The 23,187-nt window shown below is 71.8% G+C and carries 26 protein-coding genes and 1 pseudogene; 7 read left to right on the top strand and 20 right to left on the bottom strand.

Features of this window, described 5'->3' with window-relative positions; translation table 11 throughout:
• Positions 1 to 48 precede the first annotated feature (48 nt).
• Genes AB0D46_RS16500 through AB0D46_RS16490 form a run of 3 tightly spaced genes read right to left on the bottom strand, consistent with a single transcriptional unit; the run spans position 49 to position 1,962 of the window.
• Positions 49 to 831 carry a DUF3710 domain-containing protein gene (locus AB0D46_RS16500; protein ID WP_362878013.1) on the bottom strand — a complete coding sequence of 261 codons (783 nt, stop codon included), beginning with the start codon at positions 829 to 831 and terminating at the stop codon, positions 49 to 51.
• Position 832: 1 nt separating this feature from the next.
• A complete protein-coding gene (gene dut, locus AB0D46_RS16495) occupies positions 833 to 1,378 on the bottom strand; it encodes a dUTP diphosphatase (RefSeq protein WP_362878012.1) in 546 nt (181 codons plus the stop codon).
• On the bottom strand, positions 1,378 to 1,962 hold the full coding sequence (locus AB0D46_RS16490) for a PaaI family thioesterase (RefSeq protein WP_362878011.1): 585 nt from the start codon (positions 1,960 to 1,962) through the stop codon (positions 1,378 to 1,380). Before AB0D46_RS16490 ends, dut begins: the two co-directional genes overlap by 1 nt.
• A gap of 58 nt (positions 1,963 to 2,020) precedes the next feature.
• Between AB0D46_RS16490 and AB0D46_RS16485 the strand changes: the two genes are divergently transcribed.
• A complete protein-coding gene (locus tag AB0D46_RS16485; RefSeq protein WP_362878010.1) occupies positions 2,021 to 2,491 on the top strand; it encodes a DUF3093 domain-containing protein in 471 nt (156 codons plus the stop codon).
• Between the two features lie 31 nt (positions 2,492 to 2,522).
• On the opposite strand, the gene AB0D46_RS16480 is transcribed toward AB0D46_RS16485, so the two are convergent.
• The 4 genes from AB0D46_RS16480 to AB0D46_RS16465 form a co-directional block, all read right to left on the bottom strand.
• Entirely contained in the window at positions 2,523 to 3,455 is a 933-nt protein-coding gene (locus AB0D46_RS16480) for a hypothetical protein (RefSeq protein WP_362878009.1), read from the bottom strand.
• A gap of 10 nt (positions 3,456 to 3,465) precedes the next feature.
• The gene (locus AB0D46_RS16475) at positions 3,466 to 3,762 is read right to left on the bottom strand and encodes a DUF4193 domain-containing protein (RefSeq protein WP_362878008.1); all 297 of its coding nucleotides are present in this window, start codon (positions 3,760 to 3,762) and stop codon (positions 3,466 to 3,468) included.
• 382 nt (positions 3,763 to 4,144) lie between these two features.
• Positions 4,145 to 5,392, bottom strand: coding sequence for a HAMP domain-containing sensor histidine kinase (locus AB0D46_RS16470; protein ID WP_362878007.1), 1,248 nt, complete (start codon positions 5,390 to 5,392; stop codon positions 4,145 to 4,147).
• Positions 5,393 to 5,397: 5 nt separating this feature from the next.
• Positions 5,398 to 6,051 (bottom strand): response regulator transcription factor, encoded by a 654-nt coding sequence (locus AB0D46_RS16465; RefSeq protein ID WP_281206972.1) that lies wholly within the window; start codon positions 6,049 to 6,051, stop codon positions 5,398 to 5,400.
• Between the two features lie 264 nt (positions 6,052 to 6,315).
• On the opposite strand from AB0D46_RS16465, the gene AB0D46_RS16460 reads away from it, so the two are divergent.
• Entirely contained in the window at positions 6,316 to 6,483 is a 168-nt protein-coding gene (locus tag AB0D46_RS16460) for a hypothetical protein (RefSeq protein ID WP_362878006.1), read from the top strand.
• A gap of 149 nt (positions 6,484 to 6,632) precedes the next feature.
• Here AB0D46_RS16460 and AB0D46_RS16455 read toward each other — a convergent pair whose 3' ends face one another.
• Positions 6,633 to 7,433 (bottom strand): inositol monophosphatase family protein, encoded by an 801-nt coding sequence (locus AB0D46_RS16455; protein ID WP_362878062.1) that lies wholly within the window; start codon positions 7,431 to 7,433, stop codon positions 6,633 to 6,635.
• A gap of 21 nt (positions 7,434 to 7,454) precedes the next feature.
• Complete coding sequence (locus AB0D46_RS16450; protein WP_362878005.1) at positions 7,455 to 8,615, bottom strand: ferrochelatase; 1,161 nt, start codon at positions 8,613 to 8,615, stop codon at positions 7,455 to 7,457.
• Positions 8,616 to 8,810: 195 nt separating this feature from the next.
• Between AB0D46_RS16450 and AB0D46_RS16445 the strand changes: the two genes are divergently transcribed.
• Both AB0D46_RS16445 and AB0D46_RS16440 read left to right on the top strand, forming a co-directional pair.
• On the top strand, positions 8,811 to 10,076 hold the full coding sequence (locus AB0D46_RS16445) for an MFS transporter (RefSeq protein WP_362878004.1): 1,266 nt from the start codon (positions 8,811 to 8,813) through the stop codon (positions 10,074 to 10,076).
• Positions 10,018 to 11,355 carry a D-arabinono-1,4-lactone oxidase gene (locus AB0D46_RS16440; protein ID WP_362878003.1) on the top strand — a complete coding sequence of 446 codons (1,338 nt, stop codon included), beginning with the start codon at positions 10,018 to 10,020 and terminating at the stop codon, positions 11,353 to 11,355. The genes AB0D46_RS16445 and AB0D46_RS16440 overlap by 59 nt, the downstream gene beginning before the upstream one ends.
• Positions 11,356 to 11,371: 16 nt before the next feature.
• Here AB0D46_RS16440 and AB0D46_RS16435 read toward each other — a convergent pair whose 3' ends face one another.
• Positions 11,372 to 12,214, bottom strand: a complete 843-nt coding sequence (locus AB0D46_RS16435) for a hypothetical protein (RefSeq protein WP_362878002.1) — start codon at positions 12,212 to 12,214, stop codon at positions 11,372 to 11,374.
• Positions 12,215 to 12,752: 538 nt separating this feature from the next.
• Here AB0D46_RS16435 and sepH point away from each other — a divergent pair.
• Positions 12,753 to 13,778 (top strand): septation protein SepH, encoded by a 1,026-nt coding sequence (gene sepH, locus AB0D46_RS16430; RefSeq protein ID WP_362878001.1) that lies wholly within the window; start codon positions 12,753 to 12,755, stop codon positions 13,776 to 13,778.
• 78 nt (positions 13,779 to 13,856) lie between these two features.
• Here sepH and AB0D46_RS16425 read toward each other — a convergent pair whose 3' ends face one another.
• Positions 13,857 to 14,693: a sulfurtransferase gene (locus tag AB0D46_RS16425; RefSeq protein ID WP_362878000.1), complete on the bottom strand. Its 837-nt coding sequence runs from the start codon at positions 14,691 to 14,693 to the stop codon at positions 13,857 to 13,859.
• Between the two features lie 175 nt (positions 14,694 to 14,868).
• Between AB0D46_RS16425 and AB0D46_RS16420 the strand changes: the two genes are divergently transcribed.
• Positions 14,869 to 15,693, top strand: coding sequence for a VOC family protein (locus AB0D46_RS16420; RefSeq protein ID WP_362877999.1), 825 nt, complete (start codon positions 14,869 to 14,871; stop codon positions 15,691 to 15,693).
• On the opposite strand, the gene AB0D46_RS16415 is transcribed toward AB0D46_RS16420, so the two are convergent.
• From AB0D46_RS16415 to AB0D46_RS16395, 5 genes and pseudogenes are all read right to left on the bottom strand, one after another.
• Complete coding sequence (locus AB0D46_RS16415) at positions 15,669 to 16,118, bottom strand: hypothetical protein (protein WP_362877998.1); 450 nt, start codon at positions 16,116 to 16,118, stop codon at positions 15,669 to 15,671. The two genes, AB0D46_RS16420 and AB0D46_RS16415, sit on opposite strands and share 25 nt — an antisense overlap.
• A 20-nt stretch (positions 16,119 to 16,138) precedes the next feature.
• Positions 16,139 to 16,282: a hypothetical protein gene (locus AB0D46_RS16410; RefSeq protein WP_362877997.1), complete on the bottom strand. Its 144-nt coding sequence runs from the start codon at positions 16,280 to 16,282 to the stop codon at positions 16,139 to 16,141.
• 82 nt (positions 16,283 to 16,364) lie between these two features.
• Positions 16,365 to 17,177: a hypothetical protein gene (locus AB0D46_RS16405; RefSeq protein ID WP_362877996.1), complete on the bottom strand. Its 813-nt coding sequence runs from the start codon at positions 17,175 to 17,177 to the stop codon at positions 16,365 to 16,367.
• A 135-nt stretch (positions 17,178 to 17,312) separates the two neighbouring features.
• A pseudogene (locus tag AB0D46_RS16400) lies at positions 17,313 to 17,516 on the bottom strand (thymidine kinase); the annotation flags it as partial.
• Between the two features lie 55 nt (positions 17,517 to 17,571).
• Positions 17,572 to 18,753 carry a hypothetical protein gene (locus tag AB0D46_RS16395; protein ID WP_362877995.1) on the bottom strand — a complete coding sequence of 394 codons (1,182 nt, stop codon included), beginning with the start codon at positions 18,751 to 18,753 and terminating at the stop codon, positions 17,572 to 17,574.
• A gap of 488 nt (positions 18,754 to 19,241) precedes the next feature.
• On the opposite strand from AB0D46_RS16395, the gene AB0D46_RS16390 reads away from it, so the two are divergent.
• Entirely contained in the window at positions 19,242 to 19,739 is a 498-nt protein-coding gene (locus AB0D46_RS16390) for a DUF4265 domain-containing protein (protein ID WP_362877994.1), read from the top strand.
• A gap of 10 nt (positions 19,740 to 19,749) precedes the next feature.
• Here AB0D46_RS16390 and AB0D46_RS16385 read toward each other — a convergent pair whose 3' ends face one another.
• The 4 genes from AB0D46_RS16385 to AB0D46_RS16370 form a co-directional block, all read right to left on the bottom strand.
• Positions 19,750 to 20,418 carry a hypothetical protein gene (locus AB0D46_RS16385; RefSeq protein ID WP_362877993.1) on the bottom strand — a complete coding sequence of 223 codons (669 nt, stop codon included), beginning with the start codon at positions 20,416 to 20,418 and terminating at the stop codon, positions 19,750 to 19,752.
• A 261-nt stretch (positions 20,419 to 20,679) separates the two neighbouring features.
• The gene (locus tag AB0D46_RS16380) at positions 20,680 to 21,330 is read right to left on the bottom strand and encodes a thymidine kinase (protein WP_362877992.1); all 651 of its coding nucleotides are present in this window, start codon (positions 21,328 to 21,330) and stop codon (positions 20,680 to 20,682) included.
• A gap of 55 nt (positions 21,331 to 21,385) precedes the next feature.
• The gene (locus tag AB0D46_RS16375; RefSeq protein ID WP_362877991.1) at positions 21,386 to 22,591 is read right to left on the bottom strand and encodes a nucleotide pyrophosphatase/phosphodiesterase family protein; all 1,206 of its coding nucleotides are present in this window, start codon (positions 22,589 to 22,591) and stop codon (positions 21,386 to 21,388) included.
• Positions 22,591 to 23,187, bottom strand: a complete 597-nt coding sequence (locus AB0D46_RS16370) for a DUF5998 family protein (RefSeq protein ID WP_362877990.1) — start codon at positions 23,185 to 23,187, stop codon at positions 22,591 to 22,593. Before AB0D46_RS16370 ends, AB0D46_RS16375 begins: the two co-directional genes overlap by 1 nt.

Raw genomic sequence — 23,187 nt, 5'->3', positions numbered from 1 at the left:
CGCCCCCGAAGGGAGCGCGACCCGCCCGCCGGCGGACTGCTCGTGGGATCAGCGGACCTCGGTGATCTCCGGGCCGCGCTCCAGCTGGCCCATGCCGCCGGAGAAGCGGGAGCCCTCCTGGTCCTCGGCCGTCTGCACGCCGTCCGGCACCATCTGGGCGTCGTTCGGCAGCTTCAGGACGATCGGGTCACGGGGGGCCATCGGGCCGTCGCCGCGCAGCACCACGGTGTCCCGGAAGATCTGCTCCAGCACACCGGCCGACTCGGGGCGCACCGCGCCCTGGCCGGAGATGACACCGCGCAGGAACCAGCGGGGACCGTCGACGCCGATGAAGCGCACCAGCTGGGCGCCGGTCTGGCCGTCCGGCAGGGGTACGGGCACCTGCGCCCGCAGTTCCCAGCCGAGGGGGCCCTGGACCTCGTCGATGATGCCGCCCTGCTGGGTGATGCCCGTGGCGATCTCGTCACGGACCTCGCCCCAGATGCCCTCCTTCTTGGGGGCGGCGAAGGCCTGCAACTGCACCGCGCTGTCCCCGAGGACGACGGTGGCGGCCACGATCGCGTCACCGGCGACCTCGACGCGCAGTTCCATGCCCTCGACACCGGGCACGAGGATGCCGCCCAGGTCGACGCGGCCGTCGGCCGGGTCGCCGAGCACCTCGGCGACGTCCCACGGGCCGTCGGGCCGCGGGGCCGGCGGCAGGTTCATCCTGCGCGGCTTGGCCGAGCCGAGCTCGTCGGCGTCGTCCGGCTCATCGGCGCGCACGCCGTCGACCTGCTCGGCCGCGCCGCCGTCCTTGACGGAGTCGTTCTTCTTGCGACGTCCGAACACGTCACTGTCCTTCCCGGTCGGTTACGACCGAAGCGTAGCCATTCCCACCCTGCTGACCAGCGCCGGATCCGGCCACGGCCGCATGACCGCCGGTGGAGCCGAACCCCCCGTCGGCCCGGGCCGAGCCGGGAAGCTCCTCCACCTCGTGGAAGCGCACCTTCTCGACCCGCTGGACAACCAGCTGGGCAATGCGGTCGAAACGCTCGAACCTGACGCTCTCGCGAGGGTCGAGATTGACCACGATCACCTTGATTTCCCCACGGTACCCGGCATCCACCGTCCCCGGGGCATTCACGAGCGCGAGCCCGCAGCGGGCGGCCAGGCCGGAGCGGGGGTGGACGAACGCGGCGTACCCGTCGGGCAGGGCGATCGAGACACCGGTGGGCAGGACGGTCCGCTCGCCGGGCGCCAGTTCCGCGGCCACGGTGGTGACCAGGTCGCAGCCCGCGTCACCGGGGTGGCCGTAGGCGGGCAGGGGCACCTCGGGGTCGACCCGGCGGATCAGCACGTCGACGTCATGGCGGGGCGCATGGGTGTTCTGGGACATCAGGGGTTCACCTCGAAGGCGCGTGCGCGCCTGACCTGGTCCGGGTCGGCCATCGCCGCCCGGATCTCCTCGGGCCGACCGTTGTCGATGAAGTGGTCGACCTTCACTTCGATGAAGAGGGCGTCCGCCCGGACCGCGATCGGGCCCTGCGGGCCGCCGATCCGGCCGACGGCCGTGGAGTAGATCTTCCGCCCGGCCACGGCGGTGACCTCCGCCTCCAGGTGCAGCACGGTGTCCACGGGGACGGGCCGCAGGAAGTCGGTCTCCAACCGGCCGGTGACGGCTATGAGCCGCAGCAGCCAGTTCAGGGAACCCAGCGTCTCGTCGAGCGCGGTGGCCAGCACGCCGCCGTGGGCGAGGCCGGGCGCGCCCTGATGAGCGGGACGGACGGTGAACTCGGCGGTGACGCGCACGCCCTCGCCGGCGCGGGCCTCCAGGTGGAGGCCGTGCGGCTGTCCGCCGCCGCAGCCGAAACAGTGTTCGTAGTGCGCGCCGAGGAGCTCGCCGGGTGCCGGCGCGTCGGGGTGCCGGACCGGTGCGGCGGCATCGGCCGGGGGCGTCAACGCTGTGTTTCGTCCACTCACAGCCGCAGACCTTACCCGCGCGGCTACCCGCCGGTCGCCTCGTGGCAGGCTTGCCCGTATGCAGCTCTCCCCCGCGCACCACGACGAACGCCTGTCCGCTCCCCGCTCCTGGTGGGGCATCGTCGTGCTGGCGGGCCTCGCGTGCGCGCTGATGCTCTTCCCGCTCGGGACGACGCCGCTGCTCGCGGGGCTGATCGGCGGCTCGGCGCTGACGGGCCTGCTGGTGAGTTCGTACGGTTCCGCGCGCGTGCGCGTGGTGAACGGTTCGCTGGCGGCGGGCACAGCCCGGATCCCGGTGAGCGCTCTGGGCGAGCCCGAGGTCCTGGACGCGGAGGAGGCCCGCGCCTGGCGCACGTACAAGGCCGACACCCGCGCGTTCATGCTGATGCGCAGCTACGTGCCGACGGCGGTCCGCGTCGAGGTGACGGACCCGGCGGACCCGACCCCGTACGTCTACCTCTCCACCCGGGAGCCTCAGGCCCTGTCGGCGGCGATCCGGGCGGCGAAGGCCGCCCCCGCCGGGGCCTGAACGCGGGGGCCGGCGCCCTCGGCGGCCGGCCTCAGTCGTCGCCGCGTGCCGGGGGGCCCTCCAGTGCGATCCTGGCGGCCTCGGGAAGGGGCCCGGAGGGCCGTTCCAGGGGCGGCAGGGCCGGGAGGGCACTCCAGGGCACGGCGCGACCGCGCAGGTCCCCACGCACCTTCTCGGCGAGCTTCCTGGTGTCCTTGCGGTTCATGACGGCGCCGACGGCGGCGCCCACCATGAAGGGCATCAGGTTCGGCAGGTTGCGGAACATCCGCTTCATGATCTGTTGGCGCAGTTCGCGCTTCATCTGACCGCCAAGCGCCACGTTGAGCGTCGTCGGCTTGGTCAGGTCCACCCCGCGCTCCTCCGTCCACGACGTGAGGTAGGCGAGGCTGCGCTCCTTCAGGTTCCCCGGCGGGCGGAGTCCGTAGACCTCGTGGAGTTCGGCGATGAGCTTCAGCTCGATCACCGCCACGCCGGTGATCTCCGCGGCCAGCTCCGCCGGCATGGCGGGCGGAACCGGCAGCATCGCCGCGGCGCCGATGCCCGCGCCCACGGTGGACGTGGCGTTGGCGGCGCCGGCGATCAGCTTGTCGGCGAGCTGATCGGGACCGAGGTCCGGGAACTGCGCGCGCAGTGTCGCGAGGTCCCGCACCGGAACGCGCGGGGCGTTCTCGATGATCCGGTCGCTGATGTACAGGGCGGCGGCCTTCACGCTCTCGCCGCCCCTGCGCACGCCGTTCCTGACGGCCTGCACCGGACGCACCCCGGACAGGTGCCGGGGCTTGTCGTCGACGTCCGTGTCCGACGGCACCGCGGGGGCGGTGTCGCTGGGCACGGCAGTCCTCTCGATGGCCGAGCCGCCGGAGGCCCCAGGACCCGTTACCGGGTCCGTGGCTGCCGCCTGCGTCTCCGCCTGACCACCAGATTTACGGAAGCGTCGCTTCCGAAACGGCGTCGAGCCCGTCACGGCCGAGGCCTCAGTCGCAGTCGCGGCAGATCGGCTGACCGTTCTTCTCGCGCGCCAGCTGACTGCGGTGGTGCACCAGGAAGCAGCTCATGCAGGTGAACTCATCGGCCTGCTTGGGCAGCACCCGGACGGCCAGTTCCTCGTTGGAAAGGTCCGCGCCGGGCAGTTCGAGGCTCTCGGCCCCGTCGAAGTCGTCGACGTCGACGACTGACGAGGACTTCTCGCTGCGCCGGGCCTTCAGCTCCTCGATGCTGTCGTTGTCGACGTCGTCATCGGTCTTGCGCGGGGTGTCGTAGTCCGTTGCCATTTTTTCGCTCTCCCCCTCTGGGATTTAGCGGTGTCTCAGCGCACGTAACGCGCGAGAGGCCGGACTTGTGCCCGACCTGAGGCGGAGATTTTGCCTCACATCAAGGTCTGTTACTCAATCGACACCCAGCCGCACGCCCGAAGGGCTTGTAGCTGGGATGACGAGCGGGACCGTACACGGTCCGGGGGGCGTCATGCACAAACGCCACCCCGTGTGATTCCCGCCATCAGGGGGGCCGGAAACCCGGACTTCCCGGGCTTTCCGGCCGCCTCGGGGTCACTGAACGCACATGACCCGACACTCGACAATGTGATCGATCACACAACTACCGTCCATCATCCTCCCGGGTGGTTCCGCTCACAGCGAACGCACCCCCAGTGGATCAAAGGGGCAACGTGACACGCATCACCAGGCCACCACCCTCGCGGGGCGTCGCCTGGATGCGACCGCCGTGAGCGCGGGCCACGGAGCGCGCGATCGACAGACCGAGGCCCACACCCTTGTCGCTGCCCGTTCGCTCCGTACGCAGCCGCCTGAAGGGCTCGAACAGGTTGTCCACCTCGTACGCGGGAACAACGGGACCCGTGTTCGATACCAGGAGCACCGCTTGGCCGTGCTGGGCCTCGGTCGTGACCTCCACCCAGCCGCCCTCCGGGACGTTGTACCGGACGGCGTTCTGCACCAGGTTGAGGGCGATCCGCTCCAACAGGACGCCGTTGCCCTGCACCACGACCAACGCGCGCTCGCCGCGCACCTCCACGCCCTTGGCCTGGGCCTCCCCGCGCGCCTGGTCGATGGCGCGCGAAGCGACCTCCGCCAGGTCGACGGGCTTGCGCTCGACGATCTGGTTCTCGCTGCGGGCCAACAGCAGCAGGCCCTCGACGAGCTGCTCGCTGCGCTCGTTGGTGGCCAGCAGCGTCTTGCCGAGCTGTTGGAGTTCCACCGGCGCCCCGGGATCCGAGAGGTGCACCTCCAGCAACGTCCGGTTGATGGCCAGCGGGGTCCGCAACTCGTGCGAGGCGTTGGCCACGAAGCGCTGCTGCGCCGTGAAGGCCCGCTCCAGGCGGTCGAGCATCTCGTCGAAGGTGTCGGCGAGCTCCTTGAGCTCGTCGTCCGGCCCGTCCAGCTCGATCCGCCGGGTCAGGTCGGAGCCGACGACCCGGCGGGCGGTACGGGTGATCTTGCCCAGCGGCGAGAGCACCCGGCCGGCCATCGCGTAGCCGAAGGCGAAGGCGATGATGCTCAAGCCCAGCAGGGCCATCAGCGACCGGCTCAGCAGATCGTCCAGCGCGTGCCGGCGCTGTTCGATGATGCACTTGCCGATGGCGGCGTTGAACTGGTCGAAGGACTGGTCGATGCCGACCACACCGGGACAGGTGCTGCTGGACACCTCGACCTTCTGGCCGCCGACGATCTTGAACGGGAGGGCGTTGCCCTCCCGCAGGGCCTGCGCGGCCAGCAGGTAGATGATCGACAGCAGCAGGATGCCCGCGATGAGGAACATGCCGCCGTACAACAGGGTGAGCCGTATCCGGATGGTCGGGCGCAGCCACGGGAAGGGACCCTCGGCCTGGCCGGGGTCCCAGGTGGGTTTCGGTGGCGCCGCCGGTGGCGCCGGGGTCGCTGCCACCCGCGTCAGATCCGGTATCCCGAACCGGGGACGGTCACGATGACCGGCGGCTCGCCGAGCTTGCGGCGCAGGGTCATGACGGTCACCCGGACCACGTTGGTGAAGGGGTCGGTGTTCTCGTCCCAGGCCTTCTCCAGGAGCTGCTCGGCGGACACCACGGTCCCCTCGCTGCGCATGAGGACCTCCAGCACCGCGAACTCCTTCGGCGCCAGTTGCACTTCCCGGCCGTCGCGGAACACCTCGCGCCGGTTCGGGTCGAGCTTGATCCCGGCCCGCTCCAGGACGGGCGGCAGCGCCACCGTCGTACGCCGCCCCAGGGCGCGCACGCGGGCGGTCAGCTCGGTGAAGGCGAAGGGCTTGGGCAGGTAGTCGTCGGCGCCGAGCTCCAGGCCCTCGACCCGGTCGCTGACGTCGCCGGAGGCGGTCAGCATGAGCACCCGGGTGGGCATGCCCAGCTCGACGATCTTCCGGCAGACGTCATCGCCGTGCACCAGCGGAAGGTCACGGTCGAGCACGACGACGTCGTAGTCGTTCACCCCGACGCGCTCCAGGGCGGCGGCGCCGTCGTACACGACGTCCACGGCCATGGCCTCCCGGCGCAGGCCGGTGGCCACCGCATCGGCGAGCAGCTGCTCGTCCTCGACGACGAGTACGCGCACGTCGTTTCCTTCCTTCGAGCCCAGAAGGGCACACGTGTATGGCCCGCCCATCCTGCCGGTTTCAGCCGTAAACCGGCTGTAAGGCGCCGCTGGGCGCCCCCGCGGGGGCCCGGGAGGGGGCGGCGGACGTGAGGATTCCCTCGTCCTACGAGGTTTCTGGGACCAGGGCGCCGGGGAGGACCTCACCACACCCCAACCATTCCTTGACGGCGGATCGACACGCGCTCGTCCGCCGCCGGCCCACGAAGAGGGGGCGCACCCACCATGGACGCATTCAGCTCGGGTCTCCTGCAGCGCATCAGGAACACCCAGTCGGACCTCAGCAAGGCCCGGGAAACGGGCGACGACTTCCTCGCGGACGTGGAACAGGCCGAACTGGAGGATCTCCAGCGCCTCGCCGCGGAGCACGGCGTCCCCGTCACGGCGGCCTGACCACGCGACCCCAAGCACCCCAGCGGTACGCACCACCGGGACGGCCCGCACCATCGAGAGCCGCACCACCGCAGCACCTCGTGACCCGCAGCTTCCGGCCCCGGCCGCCGCATTCGGCAGCCGGGGCCGACTCGTTCCCGGTCCCGGCGTCAGTCGTGCCAGGCGCCGGCTTCCTCCAGCAGCGGCTGGAGCGAGGCGAAGACGGCCGGCGAGGCCACCAGCGCCAGCTCCGTGGAGGCCCGCTCGCCCGGCCTGCCGCCGCTGAGGGCGCCGGCCTCGCGGGCGATCAGGTCGCCGGCCGCCAGGTCCCAGGGGTTCAGCCCGCGCTCGTAGTGCCCGTCCATGCGGCCGGCGGCCACGTCGCACAGGTCCAGGGCCGCCGATCCGCCCCGGCGGATGTCGCGCACCCGCGGAATGATCCGCGCCGCGACCGCGGCCTGGTGGGCCCGTCGGGTCTGGACGTAGCCGAAGCCGGTCCCGATCAGCGCCTGGTCCAGCGGCGCGGCCGGCCGGCAGGCCAGTCGGGCGGCGCCCAGCCAGGCCCCGCCGCCGAGGACGGCCCGGAACGTTTCCCCGCGCATCGGCGCCTCCACGACGCCGACCACGGTCTCGCCCCGGTACTCGGCCGCGATGGACACGCCCCAGCTGGGCAGCCCGTAGAGGTAGTTCACGGTGCCGTCGAGCGGGTCGATGACCCAGCGCACCCCGCTGGTGCCGGCGCTGTCGGCGCCCTCCTCGCCCAGCAGGCCGTCCGCGGGCCGGCGTTCGGCGAGGATGCCGGTGATCAGCTTCTCGGCCGCGATGTCCATCTCGGTCACCACGTCGATCGGGCTGCTCTTGGTGGCGGCCACCGCCAGGTCGGCGGGTCGGCCGTCCCGCAGGAGTTCACCGGCGCGCCGGGCGGCCTCCAGGCCCACGTCGAGCAGTTCGGCCTTGAGCTCTTCGGAAATCAACGTTTCTCCCCTGGTCGGCTACGCGTAGGGACTGTCGGCGCCCGCGGCCGCCGGCCGCGGTGCCCGCGCCGGGCAGCAGCCCACGGCGCACAGGTCGTGAGAGGGCCCCAGCAGACCGAGCGCGCACCGCTCGACGCGCTCGCCGCGCTCGCCGGCCGCCCGCTCCAGGACGAGGTCTCGGACCGCCGCGGCGAACCGCGGGTCGGCGCCGACCGTGGCCGAACGGGCGATCGGCAGGCCCAGTTCGGCCGCCTTCGCCGTCGCCTCGGTGTCCAGGTCGTACAGGACCTCCATGTGGTCCGACACGAAGCCGATCGGCACCATCACCGCCGCCGGGGCGCCCGCGGCGTGCAGCGCTTCCAGGTGGTCGCAGATGTCCGGCTCCAGCCAGGGGACGTGCGGGGCGCCGCTGCGGGATTGGTAGACCAGCTCCCAGGGCCGTTCGACGCCCGTCCGCTCCCGCACGGCGTCCACGATCACCTTCGCGACGTCCAGGTGCTGCTTGACGTACGCGCCGCCCCCGCCGTGCTCCTCGGTCGGGCCGGAGGCGTCGGCGGCGGCGGTGGGGATGGAGTGCGTGGTGAACACCAGGCGGGCCCCGTCGCGCACCTGATCGGACAGGGCGGCCAGCGCGGTGAGCACCCCGTCGATCATGGGCTCCACGAAGCCGGGGTGGTTGAAGTAGTGCCGCAGCTTGTCCACCCGGGGCAGTTCGGTCACGCCCTCGTCGGCGAGCGCGGCGAGGGCGTCGGCCAGGTTCTCCCGGTACTGCCGGCAGCCCGAGTACGAGGCGTACGCGCTGGTCGCCAGGACCGCGATGCGGCGACGGCCGTCGGCGGCCATCTCCCGCAGCACGTCGGTCAGGTACGGCGCCCAGTTGCGGTTGCCCCAGTACACCGGCAGGTCCAGCCCGTGTTCGGCGAGGTCCTTGCGCAGCGCGTCCAGCAGTTCACGGTTCTGCCCGTTGATGGGGCTGACCCCGCCGAAGCCGAAGTAGTGCTGCCCGACCTCCTTCAGCCGCTCGCGCGGGATGCCGCGCCCGCGCGTGACGTTCTCCAGGAACGGCACGACGTCGTCGGGTCCCTCGGGGCCGCCGAAGGACAGCAGCAGGAGGGCGTCGTAGGGGGCGGCGGGGCCTTCGGCCACGGGCGCTTCGGGGGCACGGAGCTGGTCTGACATGCCTCGAATCCTGCCACCACGGCTCCGCCGACGAGAAGCGGCCGGGGCCGCGTCCCGGACGCGTCGCAGGTAAGGTGAACCTAAGAAACATCAGGTCGAGTCGCCCGGGACGTCGGCCGCCGGGCGGTCCCCGTGCGGGCTCCGCGTCGCCGCCCGTAATCTGTGGGGGCGAACGACGTCCCTTACGGAGATCCCTTGCCCAGTCCCTACCGCGCGATCTTCGCTGCTCCCGGCACCAAGGGGTTCAGCGCCGCGGGCCTCATAGGCCGCCTGCCGCTCTCCATGGTGGGCGTCGGCATCCTCACCATGATCTCCGAGATCACCGGCCGCTACGCGATGGCCAGCGCCCTGACCGGCGCGCTCGCCCTCTCCGCCGCCGTCCTCGGCCCGCAGATCTCCCGCCTGGTCGACCAGTACGGGCAGCGCCGGGTGCTGCGGCCCGCCACGCTGGTCTCCGTCCTGGCCGTCGCCGTCATGCTGCTGGCCGCGGCCAACGGCTGGCCGGACTGGACCCTGTTCGTGTGCGCCGTCGTCGCCGGCTGCGTGCCCAGCGTCGGCTCGATGATCCGGGCCCGGTGGACCGCGATCTACCGCGACTCCCCGCGCGAGCTGCACACCGCGTACTCCTTCGAGTCCGTGATCGACGAGGTCTGCTTCATCTTCGGCCCGATCCTCGCCATCGGGCTGTCCACCATCTGGTTCCCCGAGGCCGGCCCGCTGATCGCCGCCGTCTGCCTGCTCGTCGGCGTCTGGCTGCTCACCGCGCAGCGGGACACCGAGCCCGAGCCGCACCCGCGCGGCGCGGACACCGACCGCACCTCGGCCCTGCGCTCCCCCGGACTCCAGGTGCTGACGGCCACGTTCGTGGCCACCGGAGCGATCTTCGGCTCCATCGACGTCTCCACCCTGGCCTTCGCCGAGGAGCAGGGCAGCAAGTCCTCGGCCAGCTTCGTGCTGGCCATCTGGGCCCTCGGCTCCTGCCTCGCCGGAATCGTGTTCGGCCTGCTCCATCTCAAGGGGCGGACCGAACCCCGCTGGGTACTGGGCGTATGTGCGATGGCCGTGAGTATGATCCCCCTCCTACTGGCCGGGAACCTTCCGTTTCTGGCCGCGGCGCTCTTCGTCTCGGGCCTCGCCATCGCTCCCACGATGATCACCACGATGGCCCTGATCGAGGCGCACGTACCTCGCGCGAAGCTCACCGAGGGCATGACCTGGATCAGCACCGGGCTCGCGGTCGGCGTCGCCGTCGGCTCCTCGGTGACCGGTCTGGTCATCGACGCGGCCGGCGCGCAGCGGGGGTACGTCGTCTCCATCACGGCGGGAGCGGCCGCGGCGGCGGTGGCGTTCGCGGGTTACCGCCGGCTGACGAGGCCGGCGCAAGGGGAGGAGCCCTCTAGCGATGGCGCAGACACCGACAGTGCGGACGGCGGGGAAGAGCGGGCCGGGCGAGTGGCGTAACTGGGCGGGCAACGTCCGGTCCAAGCCCACCCGCGTGGTGACACCGACCTCGGTCGGCGAGCTTCAGGAGGCGGTCCGCCGGGCCGCCGAACAGGGGCTTCGGGTGAAGGCGGTCGGCACCGGCCACTCCTTCACCGCGGCGGCCGCGACCGACGGCGTGCTCCTGCGGCCGCAGTCGCTGGCCGGCATCCAGGAGGTCGACCGGGCGGCCGGCACCGTCACGGTGGCGGCCGGCACGGTCCTGAAGGACCTCAACCTGGCCCTCGCGGCGCAGGGCCTGTCGCTCACGAACATGGGCGACATCATGGAGCAGACCGTCTCCGGCGCCACCAGCACCGGCACGCACGGTACGGGCCGCGACTCCGCCTCCATCGCCGCGCAGATCCGTGCCCTGGACCTGGTCACCGCGGACGGGCGGCTGCTGCACTGCTCCGAGAAGGAGAACCCGGACGTCTTCGCCGCCGCCCGGCTCGGCATCGGCGCGCTCGGCGTCATCACCTCGCTGACCCTCGCCGTGGAGCCGCTGTTCTTCCTGACCGCCCGTGAGGAGCCCATGGGCTTCGACCGGGTGACCGCCGAGTTCGACGAGCACGTCGCGGAGAACGAGCACTTCGAGTTCTACTGGTTCCCGCACACCGGCAACTGCAACACCAAGCGGAACAACCGCAGCCAGGGCCCCGCGGCCCCGCCCGGACCGGTCAGCGCCTGGATCGAGGACGAGCTGCTGTCCAACGGCGTCTTCCAGGCCGTCAACTCCCTGGGTCGCGCGGTGCCCGCGGCCATCCCCGGCATCGCCAAGGTGGCCAGCCGCGCCCTGTCGGCCCGCACCTACACGGACATCCCGTACAAGGTGTTCACCAGCCCGCGCCGGGTGCGGTTCGTGGAGATGGAGTACGCGCTGCCCCGCGAGCGCGCCGTCGAGGCGCTGCGGGAGCTGAAGTCCGTGGTCGACCGATCGGGGCTGCGGATCAGTTTCCCGGTGGAGGTGCGCACGGCTCCGGCGGACGACATCACCCTGTCGACGGCCTCGGGGCGCGAGAGCGCCTACATCGCGGTGCACATGTACCGGGGCACTCCGTACCAGGCCTACTTCACGGCGGCCGAGCGGATCTTCACCGAGTACGGCGGTCGGCCGCACTGGGGCAAGGTGCACACCCGGGACGCGGAGTACCTCGCCGGGGTCTACCCGCGCTTCGGCGAGTTCACCGCGCTGCGCGACCGGCTCGACCCGGACCGACTGTTCGGCAACGACTACCTGCGGCGCGTCCTGGGAGCCTGACCGCGCCGACGGTCGGTCAGGAGCCGCTCGGCTCCGGCGCCCCCGGCGCGGAACCGGCGCCGCCGGTGGCGCCGCCCGAACCGCCGGGCGTCGGCCCCGGGGCCGACGGGGACGACGGCTTGCCGCTCGGCGTGCGCGACGGGCTCGGGGACACCGGCGGCGACGGGTCGCCCGACGGGGAGGTGCCGGGTTCGGGGCTGCGGCTCCCGTCGCCGTGCGAGGGCGAGGGGCTCGGCGAACTCCCGGACCCGGGGCTCCGCCCGTCCCCGCTCTCCTTCCCGCCGCCGCCCCGCTCGCCGTCCTCCTCCCCCGTGCCCGGCCCCGTCCCGGGCGGGGCCGGGCGGTGGTCGGCGGCCTTGCGGGTACCGGCGGACAGGAGGGTGTCGCCGCCCTTGCTCACGGAGGTGCCGGCGAGGGCCTCGTACGTCCCGAGTCCGCCGATGGCGACGACGAAGGCGGCCGCCGAGGCCACCGCCGTGCGCCTCCAGCCCCGTACGCGGGTGCCGTGCACGGTGGCCTCGCCGAACTCCCCCGCCGGCTCGGCGGCGGCCGGCAGCACCGCCGTCCGGGCGTCCGGCCCCGGCAGCGGCGGGACCTGACGGCCCCTGGGGCGGGCGCCCTCGCGCAACTGGTCGCCGGTGCGCCGGAAGACGTGTCCGATGACGGGCCCGCCGGCGGTGGCGACCACGCTGACCACGCCGGCGCCGACGATGGTCCCGTAGACGCCGAGCTGCGAGGCGAGCAACGCCGCGCCGACCGTGGCGAGTGAGGTCCCCGCGATCTGGGCGACGCTCAGATCGAGCTTCTTGACCTCGTCCGCCTGCTCCGGTCCGGTTTCCCCTGTCGTCTTCTGACCCATCGCCATCCCCTGTGTGTCACGCCTCTCGCGCTCGTGGTCCGTCAGCAGTTACTGACACCTGAGCGAAGGGGAAAGTTCCGTTTTTGGGGATTCTGTGAAGCACAACACCCGAGATCGGGCACGCCCGCAGGTCGGCACGGATTCGGATCCGATTTCGGGCAGCCCAACTCCCGCCGCCCGGGACAACTTCGGCGGCGCGGCGGTCCACCCCGGTGGCCCGAATGGAGTACTGTGGCGAGCCCTGGGGCCGTCCTTCCTTTCGGATGTCCGGGCTCGGGAGAGGGAGCCGACTGATGGAGAAACGGCACTCAAGACCGGTGATGCCGCGGTATTGCTCGGATTCCTGCTGCGCACAGTAATCAAGCGGTCACTGTGCGTGCCCAACAGGTAACCGTGCCATAACGTCGATCAAGGGCGCTTGCCCGACACGCCGGTTTAACACGGCAAGGTTGTGGCAGGCTGCACCCGGGCAGGCCACACTCGACTAGCGGAAGCAGCGACGCACGTGACGTCGGCAGGCACCACCCGGGAGGTCCCCATGCCCGAACTGCGTGTCGTGGCCGTCTCAAATGACGGCACACGACTGGTGCTCAAGGCTGCGGACAGCACGGAGTACACGCTTCCGATCGATGAGCGGCTGCGGGCTGCCGTGCGCAATGACCGCGCGCGCCTGAACCAGATCGAGATCGAGGTGGAGAGCCACCTCCGCCCCCGAGACATCCAGGCCCGCATACGAGCCGGTGCCTCCGCGGAGGAGGTTGCCCAGCTCGCCGGCATCCCCGTCGACCGGGTCCGCCGCTTCGAGGGCCCCGTACTGGCCGAGCGCGCCTTCATGGCCGAGCGCGCCCGCAAGACGCCGGTCCGCCGCCCCGGCGAGAACACCGGACCCCAACTCGGCGAGGCCGTACAGGAACGGCTCACCCTGCGCGGGGCCGACAAGGAATCCGTCCAATGGGACTCCTGGCGCCGCGACGACGGCACCTGGGAGGTCCTCCTCGTCTACCGGGTCGCCACCGAAATGCACTCGGCGAGCTGGACGTACGACCCGCCGCGCCGGCTGGTCGTGGCCGTGGACGACGAGGCCCGGTCCCTGATCGGCGAGTCCGACGACCTGCCGGCGACTCCGGAGCCGAGCTTCCCGTTCGTACCGCGGATCGCCCGGCTTCCCCGGGACCGGCCGCTGGACCGGGCCCTGGACCGCCAGTTGGAGCGGCCCGACACCCGGACGCCGCCCCCCCCCGAGCCCGAGGAGGAACGGGACACGCTGACCAGCCTGCTGGAAGCCGTCCCGAGTTTCCGCGGCGACATGGTCGTCCCGGAACGCGTCGAGGCCCCGGTCGAGGAGATCGAGGCGGAGGAGCCGCCGGCCCCGGCGGCGTCGGCGGGCGCCGGTGCGGCGTACGCGGACGTGCTGATGCCGCGCACGGTGGCGGGCCACCGCGACCGGCTCACCGGGACGACCGACCGTCAGGCCGAGGCCGACGGGGTCCGACCGGGCCGCCGCGCCGCGGTCCCCAGTTGGGACGAGATCGTCTTCGGCACCCGACGCAAGAAGCAGGAGTAGCGCGGTCCGTGCCGTGCCGTGCCGCCGCCCGTCGGCGGCGCCGCGGCACGACCTGCCTCCCACCGGCCGGCGCCCGCCCTACTGCGGGTCCGGCCCCGTCGCCACGGGGCGCTCCGGGTCCGAGGACCACTGGGACCAGCTGCCCGCGTACAGGGCCGCCGGGATTCCGGCCACCTCCAGGGCCAGTACCTCGTGGGCCCCGGAGACGCCCGAGCCGCAGTACGCGCCCACCGGGGTGTTCCCGTCGGCGCCCAGGGCCTCGAAGCGGGCGCGCAGCGTTCCGGTCGGCAGGAACCGGCCGTCCGGCGTCACGTTCTCCGTGGTCGGGGCCGAGACCGCGCCCGGGATGTGACCGCCGATCCGGTCGATCGGTTCGACCTCGCCTCGGTAGCGCTCCCCCGCCCGGGCGTCCAGGAGGAGTCCGGCGCGGGCCAGCGCGGCCGCCCCGTCCGCGTCCAGCAGGTCCAGGGCACCCGGGTTTGGCTTGAAATCGCCTTCCGTGGGGTGCGGAACGTCGGAGGTCACCGCCGCACCCGCCGCGGTCCAGGAGGCGAGACCGCCGTCGAGGACGCGCACGGCCGGGTGGCCCGTCCAGCGCAACAGCCACCAGGCGCGGGCGGCGGCCCAGCCCTGACCCCCGTCGTACACGACCACCGGGGTCTCGGAGCCCACGCCGGCGCGGCGCATGACCGCCGCGAACGCCTCCGGGTCCGGCAGCGGGTGGCGTCCGCCCGACCCGGGCGGACCTGCCAGTTCGCGGTCGAGGTCGACGTACACGGCGCCGGGGAGGTGGCCCGCCTCGTAGGCGGGGCGCTGGTCGGGGCCGCCCAGCTGCCAGCGGACGTCCAGGAGCACCGGGGGCCGGGGGCCTGCCAGCTCGTCCATCAGTTCGGAGGCCGAAACAATCGCAGTCATGGGCTCATCCTGCCCCCATCCCGGGGCCCGCGTACCGAGGCCGACACCAGTGGGCCGCAGGGATTCGGTCATCTCTCCGCCAGGTCCGGACGACCCGGCCCGGTCGGGGCGCGACGGGTGTCCCGGGGTGCAAGCATCGGGCGGGTACGGGGACGAGACGGAGGAGACTGCTGACATGACCGAGGCAGCGCGGGCTTCGCGGCGCCCGCCCGGCACACCCTGTTGGGTGAGCCTCATGGCGCACGGTCTCGGGAGCACCGAGGCCTTCTACGCCGACCTCTTCGGCTGGGAGTACGAGCCGGGGCCGCAGCACCTCGGCCCGTACGTCCGGGCGTTCCTCGACGGCGACGAGGTGGCGGGCATCGGCCAGCTGCCGCCGGACAGCAACCTTCCGGTCGCCTGGACCACGTACTTCGCCACCGACGACGCCGATGCGAGCGCCGAGGCGATCCGGTCCTGCGGCGGCACGGTCGCGGTGGGGCCCCTGGACGCCGGGCCGGTGGAGCGGATGGCGATCTGCTCCGACCCGCTGGGCGCGATCTTCGGGATCTGGCAGGCCGGGGGCCGGCCGGGAGCGCGGCCGTTCGGGCTGCCCGGCACGCCGGTGTGGAACGAGTTGCTCACCCGGGAGAGCGTGGCGGTCGGCACGTTCTACGCGTACGTCTTCGGGCACGAGGCCGAGGAGTACAAGGGCCCCGACGCCGAGCGGTACGCCGAGGGCCCCGGCGGCCTGGACTACCTGACGCTGCTGCTGGCCGGCCGGCCGGTCGCCGCCGTGCACGGGGTCGGCCGGGCGCTGCCCAGCGACCGGGGGCCGCACTGGATGACGTACTTCGAGGTGAGCGACCCGGACGCGGCCGCCGATCGGGTGGTGGACCTGGGCGGACGGATCGTCACCCCCGCCCGGGACCGGATCCGGGGTCGGCTGGCCACGGTGGCGGACCCGGAAGGGGCGGTGTTCTCCCTGATCCGGTCCTACGGCGAGGGCGGTCCGGCGTGAGGTGACGCGGGGCCGGTCCGGTGGTGCCGGGCGGTGCGCAGCAGGCGCGCACCGCCCGGCATCACCGAACCAGGGTGTCGCCGCGCTGGTGCGCACGTCGAAGGCGACGAGGTCGCCGGATCTGCATCACCCGCGTCCGTCGCGCCGGGCAGATCATCGAGCACGACACGGAGACCCGGCTGCGCCTCGGCGGCACCGTCGCCATCAGCACCGTCCGGGCCCGCCGCCAGGCCCGGGCCGTAGCCGAGCAGGGAGGCGAGCAGCCGGCAGCCGGCGAGGCCGCCGATGCGGACGACCAGGGTGAGCAGCAGTTGGGGGACGGCGTCCTTGCGCAGCGAACGGAAGAACTTGGGGCCGACGTCGTAGCCGAGGGCGAAGAGGAACATCAGGAAGAAGAGGGACTTGATCGGCCCGGTGATCTCCACGTGGGTCTGCGAGCCGATGATCAGTCCGGCGACGAGGCAGCCGTGACGGCGCCGACGGCGAAGGTCTTGTAGCGGATCCGCCCGATCTGGAACCCGACGGCGACGGTGAGGAAGACGAGGAGCTCGGGGTACGGCTCGAAGACGTGCTCCCGCAGCCGGTCCATGCGCGCTCCCCCTCGGTCGAGCCGGTGCCCGATCCCTGCCCGGGGTTGCGGGCCCCGGCAGCGCCCGCCGGGGCCGTTCCCCCTATCGGCCGAGCGCGGAGCGCAGGGTGAGCCCGTACTGGACGCGCAGCCGGCGCAGTTCCCACACCGACAGCGCGGTCACCGACAGCGGCGGGCCGATCAGGAAGAGGAGCCGGACGGCGAGCGGGGCGTGCACGGGCGGCGCGTCGAAGACCTGGACCGCGCACATCGCCCACACCAGGGCCGGCGATATCAGCGGCGGGAGCACCTCGTGGACGTCGGCGGTGCGGAAGGTGTGGTGGACCCCGTACATGACCGAGGCCAGGCCGAAGGGCAGCGCGAAGAGGTAGACGGCGCCGAACACGATGCTCAGGACGGACCCGGCGGCGCCCATGAAGTCCGCCGTCATCAGAGTGCCGGCGGGTCCGGCCAGCAGGAGGAGCAGGACCGTTCCGAAGAGCGCCCCGAGGGCGGACAGCGGTCCGCGCAGCCGCGCCCGGTAGAAGGCGGGGCCGGGTGGGCGGGCGCCGAGGACGAAGGCGGCCAGCGCGATCGGTACGAGGACCAGCAGCACGCCCGCGCTGAGGAAGAACTCGACGAACTTGTCCTGCACCACCGAGCCCGCCGACCGGCTCAGCGGGTACGAGTAGAGCAGCCATCCGGTGGCCACCAGGCCGATGACGGTACGGGCCACCTTGGCGGCCTCGATCTGTGGATCGATCAGCCGCCCGTGCCGCGCGGGGCGCTGCACCCGGGCGGCGAACACGAACGGCAGCATGAGGAAGCCGACGCACCCCGAACGGGCGTCGTCGTTCCGCGGTCTTCTGGTCCTGCGCGCGTAGGTGCGCACGGCATCGCCCCCCCTGACGATCATGAACACCGCATCCTAAGGGCCCGGGCGGGGCCGGTGGGACGGGGTCGGGACGGCCTGCGAGCCGGGCCTCCGCCCTGGCGGCCTTCCCCGCCCTCAATATCCTGATCGACATCGGCGGGCGGCACCGGCGGGCTGTCAGGCGTGGTTGACCGGGAGGACATCCGGGGAGAGGGCTCCGGCCCGGGCTGAACCGCTCGTCATGCGGCGGCGGTGGTGGCGACGGCAGAGGACCTCGTAGCCGATCTCCCCCGCCGGGCGGTTCACGTCGCCGACGACGACCTGCGCGCCCTCGACCACCATCTCCCCGTCCATCGTCCGCGCGTTGTGCGTGGCGCGGGCGTTGATGGCCTCACAGCCCGAGCCGAAAGCAGCAGCGCTCCTCACGAGTCCAGGATCAGAGCCCGTAAAGCTTCAACCCCACGTGGTCCACGATCCACCTGAGCCCGCCACTGTCGATGGCGAAGTAGATCCGCCCCACGCGGTCCGGGGTGACATGGTCGTCCAGCTTGATGTGCGGCTGCCGGTCCCACGTCTGACCCTCGAAGTCGAATTCGTGTCTCCCGCTCCTGCGCAGTCGTTCGTCTGAAGGCGCGTAGACCAGAGCAGTCTGATCTCCGATCCAGGAGACCAACGACGTGCCGACCTTCCCCCGCCGCCTCTTCCATTCGCCAGCCAGGTCAGCCAAGGAGTCCAGCGCTTCCCTCATGCGCTCCGGCATGGGGTACGTGCACTTGGCCCAGCCATCCACAGCTCTCTCAGTGAAGGCCATCGCCCCGCCAGACTCCCGCTGCCACCGACCCCAGTCATCGGTGAAGTCACGGGCTTGCGCGGCAGACGCCTGCACCGGCATGGTCTCGGGCTCTGTTGCCGCCGGCTCGATCGCCGCTCCAAGCCTGGCCTCGAGATTCGCAACGTCAATTTCGAGGTCGCCAACCCTCTTCTCAAGGGCCTCGTTCTTCTCGAGGAGGTGGAGCTGATCCTCACGCTCGTCCTCCAGGAGGGCACGAACCTTGTCAACTGCGCTGGCTGCATCCTTCGTAAGCTCTACGAGCAGCGCTTCGGTTTCCGTATCAGTCCGAGCCGCGCGCACAGCCCCCCAGATACGGTCCCGACCCCGGGCCGCCACGCTGAGTGGGGCCAACAGCCGTGTCAGGTCACGGAGCACCACCTCGTGGTCACCGGATAGGGCGGCAGAGTCCCACCACGGGGATCGAAGTGAACCCGTTCCCGGCCAATAGAGTCGCGCACCTTCCCGCGGGAGAAGCGGCCCAGCATTGCCCGAGTTGAAGACGTCGAAGGCGAGCCATCCAGAGACAACGACCACGTGCGCCAGGCCCACGAGGCGAACTGCCGCCTTACGTGCCAAAGCCGCAGACGGACCGGTAGGTCGCATGGAGGAAACAACCAGAACGGGGAGGCGCCGGAGGGGGTCGGCCAAATGGGCGTGGATGGAGGGGACCTGCGCCGTCAGGGCCGTCGCGACCGAGGCGGCGACGATGTCGTTGGCGTCCTTGCAGCGGAGTGAGGGGTCCAGTGTGACTGCTGTCAGAGCTCTCGGGGGCTTCAGGGTCTCCACCGTCGCAGGCGCGAGAGGCCCCCCGCTCTGTCGCCCCATCACGACTCGGAATCCTGTAGTTGCGTCGGCTTCGCTGACTGTCATCTGGCATGAGAACCGGCCACCCGCCGATAGGTCGTTTTCAATCTCCATCCGCAGTGCACGCGTGGACGTATTGACGATCGTCGGCACCCAGCGCACGTGCTGTTCGGGCCGGCCGGGCCCGTGACCTGCGCGCACAACCTGGCCCGGCCCGTCCATGAGAGACAGACCATGGCCCGGCCCGGCGTGCTGCGCCACGTGGGCTATAACTTGCTCGAAGGCCGCCCCTTGGCGACCCTGCGCATCAACCGTAGACGGCACACTGGTCACTTCAAATCCCACCACGTAGAGCTGCTGCAATGCTCCTCCAAGTTCAGAGCTGCTACCCCGCCCGAACGGTGCCCGGATGGCCCCAGCTCGTATCCTCTGGCACGCCATCAGGCCATTGCGGAAGTGGAGTAACCATCATGCATCCTGGCCCGAAGACGGAGCCCGTGGCCAAGCACGTGAAGGTGCACTTCCGCCTTGAAGTCAAGGGTGACTGGCCGCCTGCCTCAGTGGAGAGCCTGTGGGCAATAGACCGTCGCGACGGCACCGTGCAGCTGGACAACACGCCCTGGTTCGTACGCGGTGTGGCCACCGGTGACATCCTCTCCGCCCACGCCGACGAGGACGGCCTCCGGTGGGCCGGCAAGGTGCTCCAGCCATCGCAGAACTGCACGATCCGGCTGATCGTGCTGCGCGACAACGGCTCCGGCGCGGCTCGGCAGAGCGTTCTCCACACGTTCGCGGAGCTGGGTGTGGGCGGCGAGGGCATCGACCGGTTCGGCATGGTGGCTCTCGACGTACCGCCGGAGGCTGACCTGGCCAAGGTGCAGAGGCTTCTCAATCACGGTGTGGCGAGGGAGTGGTGGCACGTGGAGGAGGGCTGCGTCACCGATGCCTGGCGGGCAACACAAAGGTAGTGACCCATGGTCAGCGAGTGGACGCTCCCGGCATGGTGCCGCCTGGCGCCATGAGGCGGAAGCCGTGGAGCCGAAGCTCGTCCGCGTCGATGTCGTCGGGGGCCGGCCAGCCTTCCAGGATGAAGCCGAAGAATGCGCGGAGAGCTTCTTCTCCGAGTTCGAGTGGGTGGAAGGGCAGCGGATACGGTGCCTCGTCCTCCCAGTCCGGGTCCATCCCCACCGGGTGGTCACCGGCCCAGTACGGAGCCTCGAAGGGGAACGGCTCGCCGATGTCCTCGATGACGCCGCTCTCAGGCGACAGGCTCAGCGAGCGGACGAGCCGGCCGTCCTCCCAGACCGCGAAGGCGAGCCAGTCCACCACGCTGTGCATCGCGTGCAGGACCATCCTGCGTCCGGCACTCGCCGCGACCAGGTGCTCGGGCAGCTGCGACGGACGGTCGATCATCAGGCGCCGGTCGCAGACGATGTCCACGCCCGGGAAGCTCGCGGCGTAGGTGAGTCCGTCGGCGGGATAGGTGCTCTCACCCAAGATCTCGCCCTCCGCGGCCTCCATGCCCCAGCCCGGGTACAGCCGCCCGACGAGTTCGGTCGTCTCCGCGATTCCGGCTGCGGTCACCAGACGCAGAGCGGCCTGGATGTCCCCGTCCGCGTACGCCAGCAGGCCTGTCTTGGCTCCCACGAGCACCCTCCCACCCTCGAATCCATGCGGGATGGACGCTAGCCCTAGCCACTGACAATGCAGGTGGGGCCGCAGGACCGGACAAGGGTTTCGGTTTCCCGAGAACGGCGGAAGGATTCGGCGACTGGTCGTGCGCCGCAGCGTTCGTGCAGGTCAGAGGCGTATCGTCCCGGCACACACTCGGTGCCTTCTAGGCACTTGGCCACAGGCTGCCGTCCCCGGCGACGCACATCACCCCGGGAACGATCATGCGGCGGGCTGTCAGGCGTGGTTGACCGGGAGGACATCCGGGGAGAGGGCTCCGGCCCGGGCTGAACCGCTCGTCATGCGGCGGCGGTGGTGGCGGCGGCAGAGGACCTCGTAACCGATCTCCCCCGCCGGGCGGTTCACGTCGCCGACGACGACCTGCGCGCCCTCGACCACCATCTCCCCGTCTATCGTCCGCGCGTTGTGCGTGGCGCGGGCGCCGCACCAACACAGGGCCTCGACCTGGAGCTGTTCCAGGCGGTCCGCCAGCTCGATCAGGCGCTGCGAGCCGGGGAAGAGCTTCGTGCGGAAGTCGGTCGTGATGCCGAAGGCGAAGACGTCCAGGCCGAGGTCGTCCACGATCCGGGCCAGTTGGTCGATCTGGTCGGGGGCCAGGAACTGCGCCTCGTCCACGATCACGTAGTCGGCCTTGCCGCCCTGGGAGAGCTGGGCCACCAGGTAGGCGTAGAGGTCCATGCCCTCCGGCGCCTCGACCGCCTCCGTCACCAGCCCCAGGCGCGAGGACAACTTGCCCTCGCCCGCCCGGTCGTCACGGGTGAAGATCACGCCCTGCAGGCCCCGCGCGTCCCGGTTGTGGGCGATCTGGAGCGCCAGGGTGCTCTTTCCGCAGTCCATCGTTCCGGAGAAGAACACCAGCTCGGGCATGGCAGGACGGGGCCTTTCGGGTCGTGGGCGGCGAGGGGGGAGGGGGCGGGGTCGGTCAGGTGCGGACTTCGAGCAGCGGGACCAGCTGCTCGGCCGCGGTCATGGAGCCGTGCATGCCGACCAGCGCCGACTCGTTGGGCTCGTTGCGGGACGCGGTGATCGCGACGTCCGCCTGGGCGGCGGCGATCACGTCGCCGATCCGGCCGAGCACGCGTTCGTCGCACTCCCCCGGAGCGCCGAACCAGCCGAGTTCCAGGGCCTCTTCGCGGCTCGCGACCCAGAAGCGGTCGCCGAGCACCTCCCGCCACACGGTGAGGACGTCGGCCTCCGCGCCGGGTACGGCGTACACGTGCCGGGCCCGGCCCTCGCCGCCGAGGAGGGCGACGCCCGCGCCCAGCTCCCAGTCGTCGTCGAAGTCGATCCGGGAGTCCTCGTCGAAGGGGACGTCGACCATGCCGTGGTCGGCGGTCACGTACAGCGCCGTGCGCGGCGGCAGTTGCTCGGCGAGGCGCTGCACGAGGCGGTCGACGAACATCAGCTGGCCGCGCCAGGCGTCGGAGTCCACGCCGTGCCGGTGTCCGGCCCCGTCGAGTTCGCTGTAGTACGTGTACACGAGCGAGCGTTCGGCGGCCGCGAGCTGGATCGCGGCGAGGTCCATGCGTTCCTCGCCGGTCATCCGGCCGTGGAAGGTGCCCCCGCTGAGCGCGACCTTGGTGAGCGGGGTGGTGCGGAACGTGGGCGAGGACACCTGGGCGGTGTGCACCCCGGCGGCGTCCGCGAGCTGGAACACGGTCGGGTAGGGCTGCCAGGGCTTGGGCGCGGTCCACGGCTGCCAGCGGAGCTGGTTCATCAGCTCGCCGGAGGCCGGGTTGCGCACCGCGTAGCCCGGCAGGCCGTGGCGGGCCGGCGGCAGGCCGGTCCCGACGGAGGCCAGGGAGGTGGCGGTGGTCGCCGGGAAGCCCGAGGTGATCGGGCGGCCGGTGCCGCCGCGCGAGCCGGCGAGCAGGGAGGTGAGGTACGGGGCCTCGTCCGGGTGGGCCTTGATCTGCTCCCAGCCCATGCCGTCGACGAGGAAGACGCAGTTCCGGTCGGCCGGGGTGAGCTCGGCGATCCCAGCGGCGAGGCCGGGCACCCCCTGACCGGCCGCGAGGGTCGGCAGGAGGTCGGCGAGCGAGCCCGTCCCGTAGTGCGGGACCGGGGCGCCGGCGAGGTCGAGCAGTTCCGGTTCGTCCTGCCAGTTCGGCGGCGCGGAGTACGACATCAGCGGGCGGGACCGGAGGTCGCGGCCGTCGCCTCGGACAGCGCCTGGGCGAAGACCAGGGTCTGGCGCACGGTCTCGGGGCCGTCGCCGGCCTCGCTGACCCGCAGGCTGAGGTCGTCGGCGGTGGAGTTGCCGGTGTAGCCGTGGTCGGCGTCGCAGTTCGAGTCGCCGCAGGCGGCGGGCTCCAGGTCGATGCGCGAGACGGCGCCCCAGCCGATGGTCAGCACGACCTCGCGCGGCAGGGTGCCCGGGGTGTACGACTCCGGGTTGGCGACGACGCGGCTGAGTACCACGGAGGAGATGCTGCTGAGCTTGACCGACTCGGTGGAGGTGGTCGCGTACGGGGAGGGGGACCCGGCGTCGGCGGCCTGCTCGTCGGTGTGGCTGACGATGAAGCGGTTGCCGGTGAGGACCAGCACGGTCACGTGCCGGCGGACCTCGTTGGAGTCGAAGGTGGTCTCCTGGTGGACCAGGTACGACGAGATCGGCTCGCCGCCCACGGCGGCCTCCACCGCCTCGGCCACGAGGGCCGGGTAGTAGCCGCTGCGCTCGATCGCCGCGCGCAGCCCCTGGGTCGTCGTACCGGATTTCGCCAT

The organism is Streptomyces sp. NPDC048383, assembly GCF_040651775.1.
Classification (GTDB): domain Bacteria; phylum Actinomycetota; class Actinomycetes; order Streptomycetales; family Streptomycetaceae; genus Streptomyces.
Note: the sequence above shows the minus strand (reverse complement) of the source record. Positions and strands in the feature narration are given on the sequence as shown.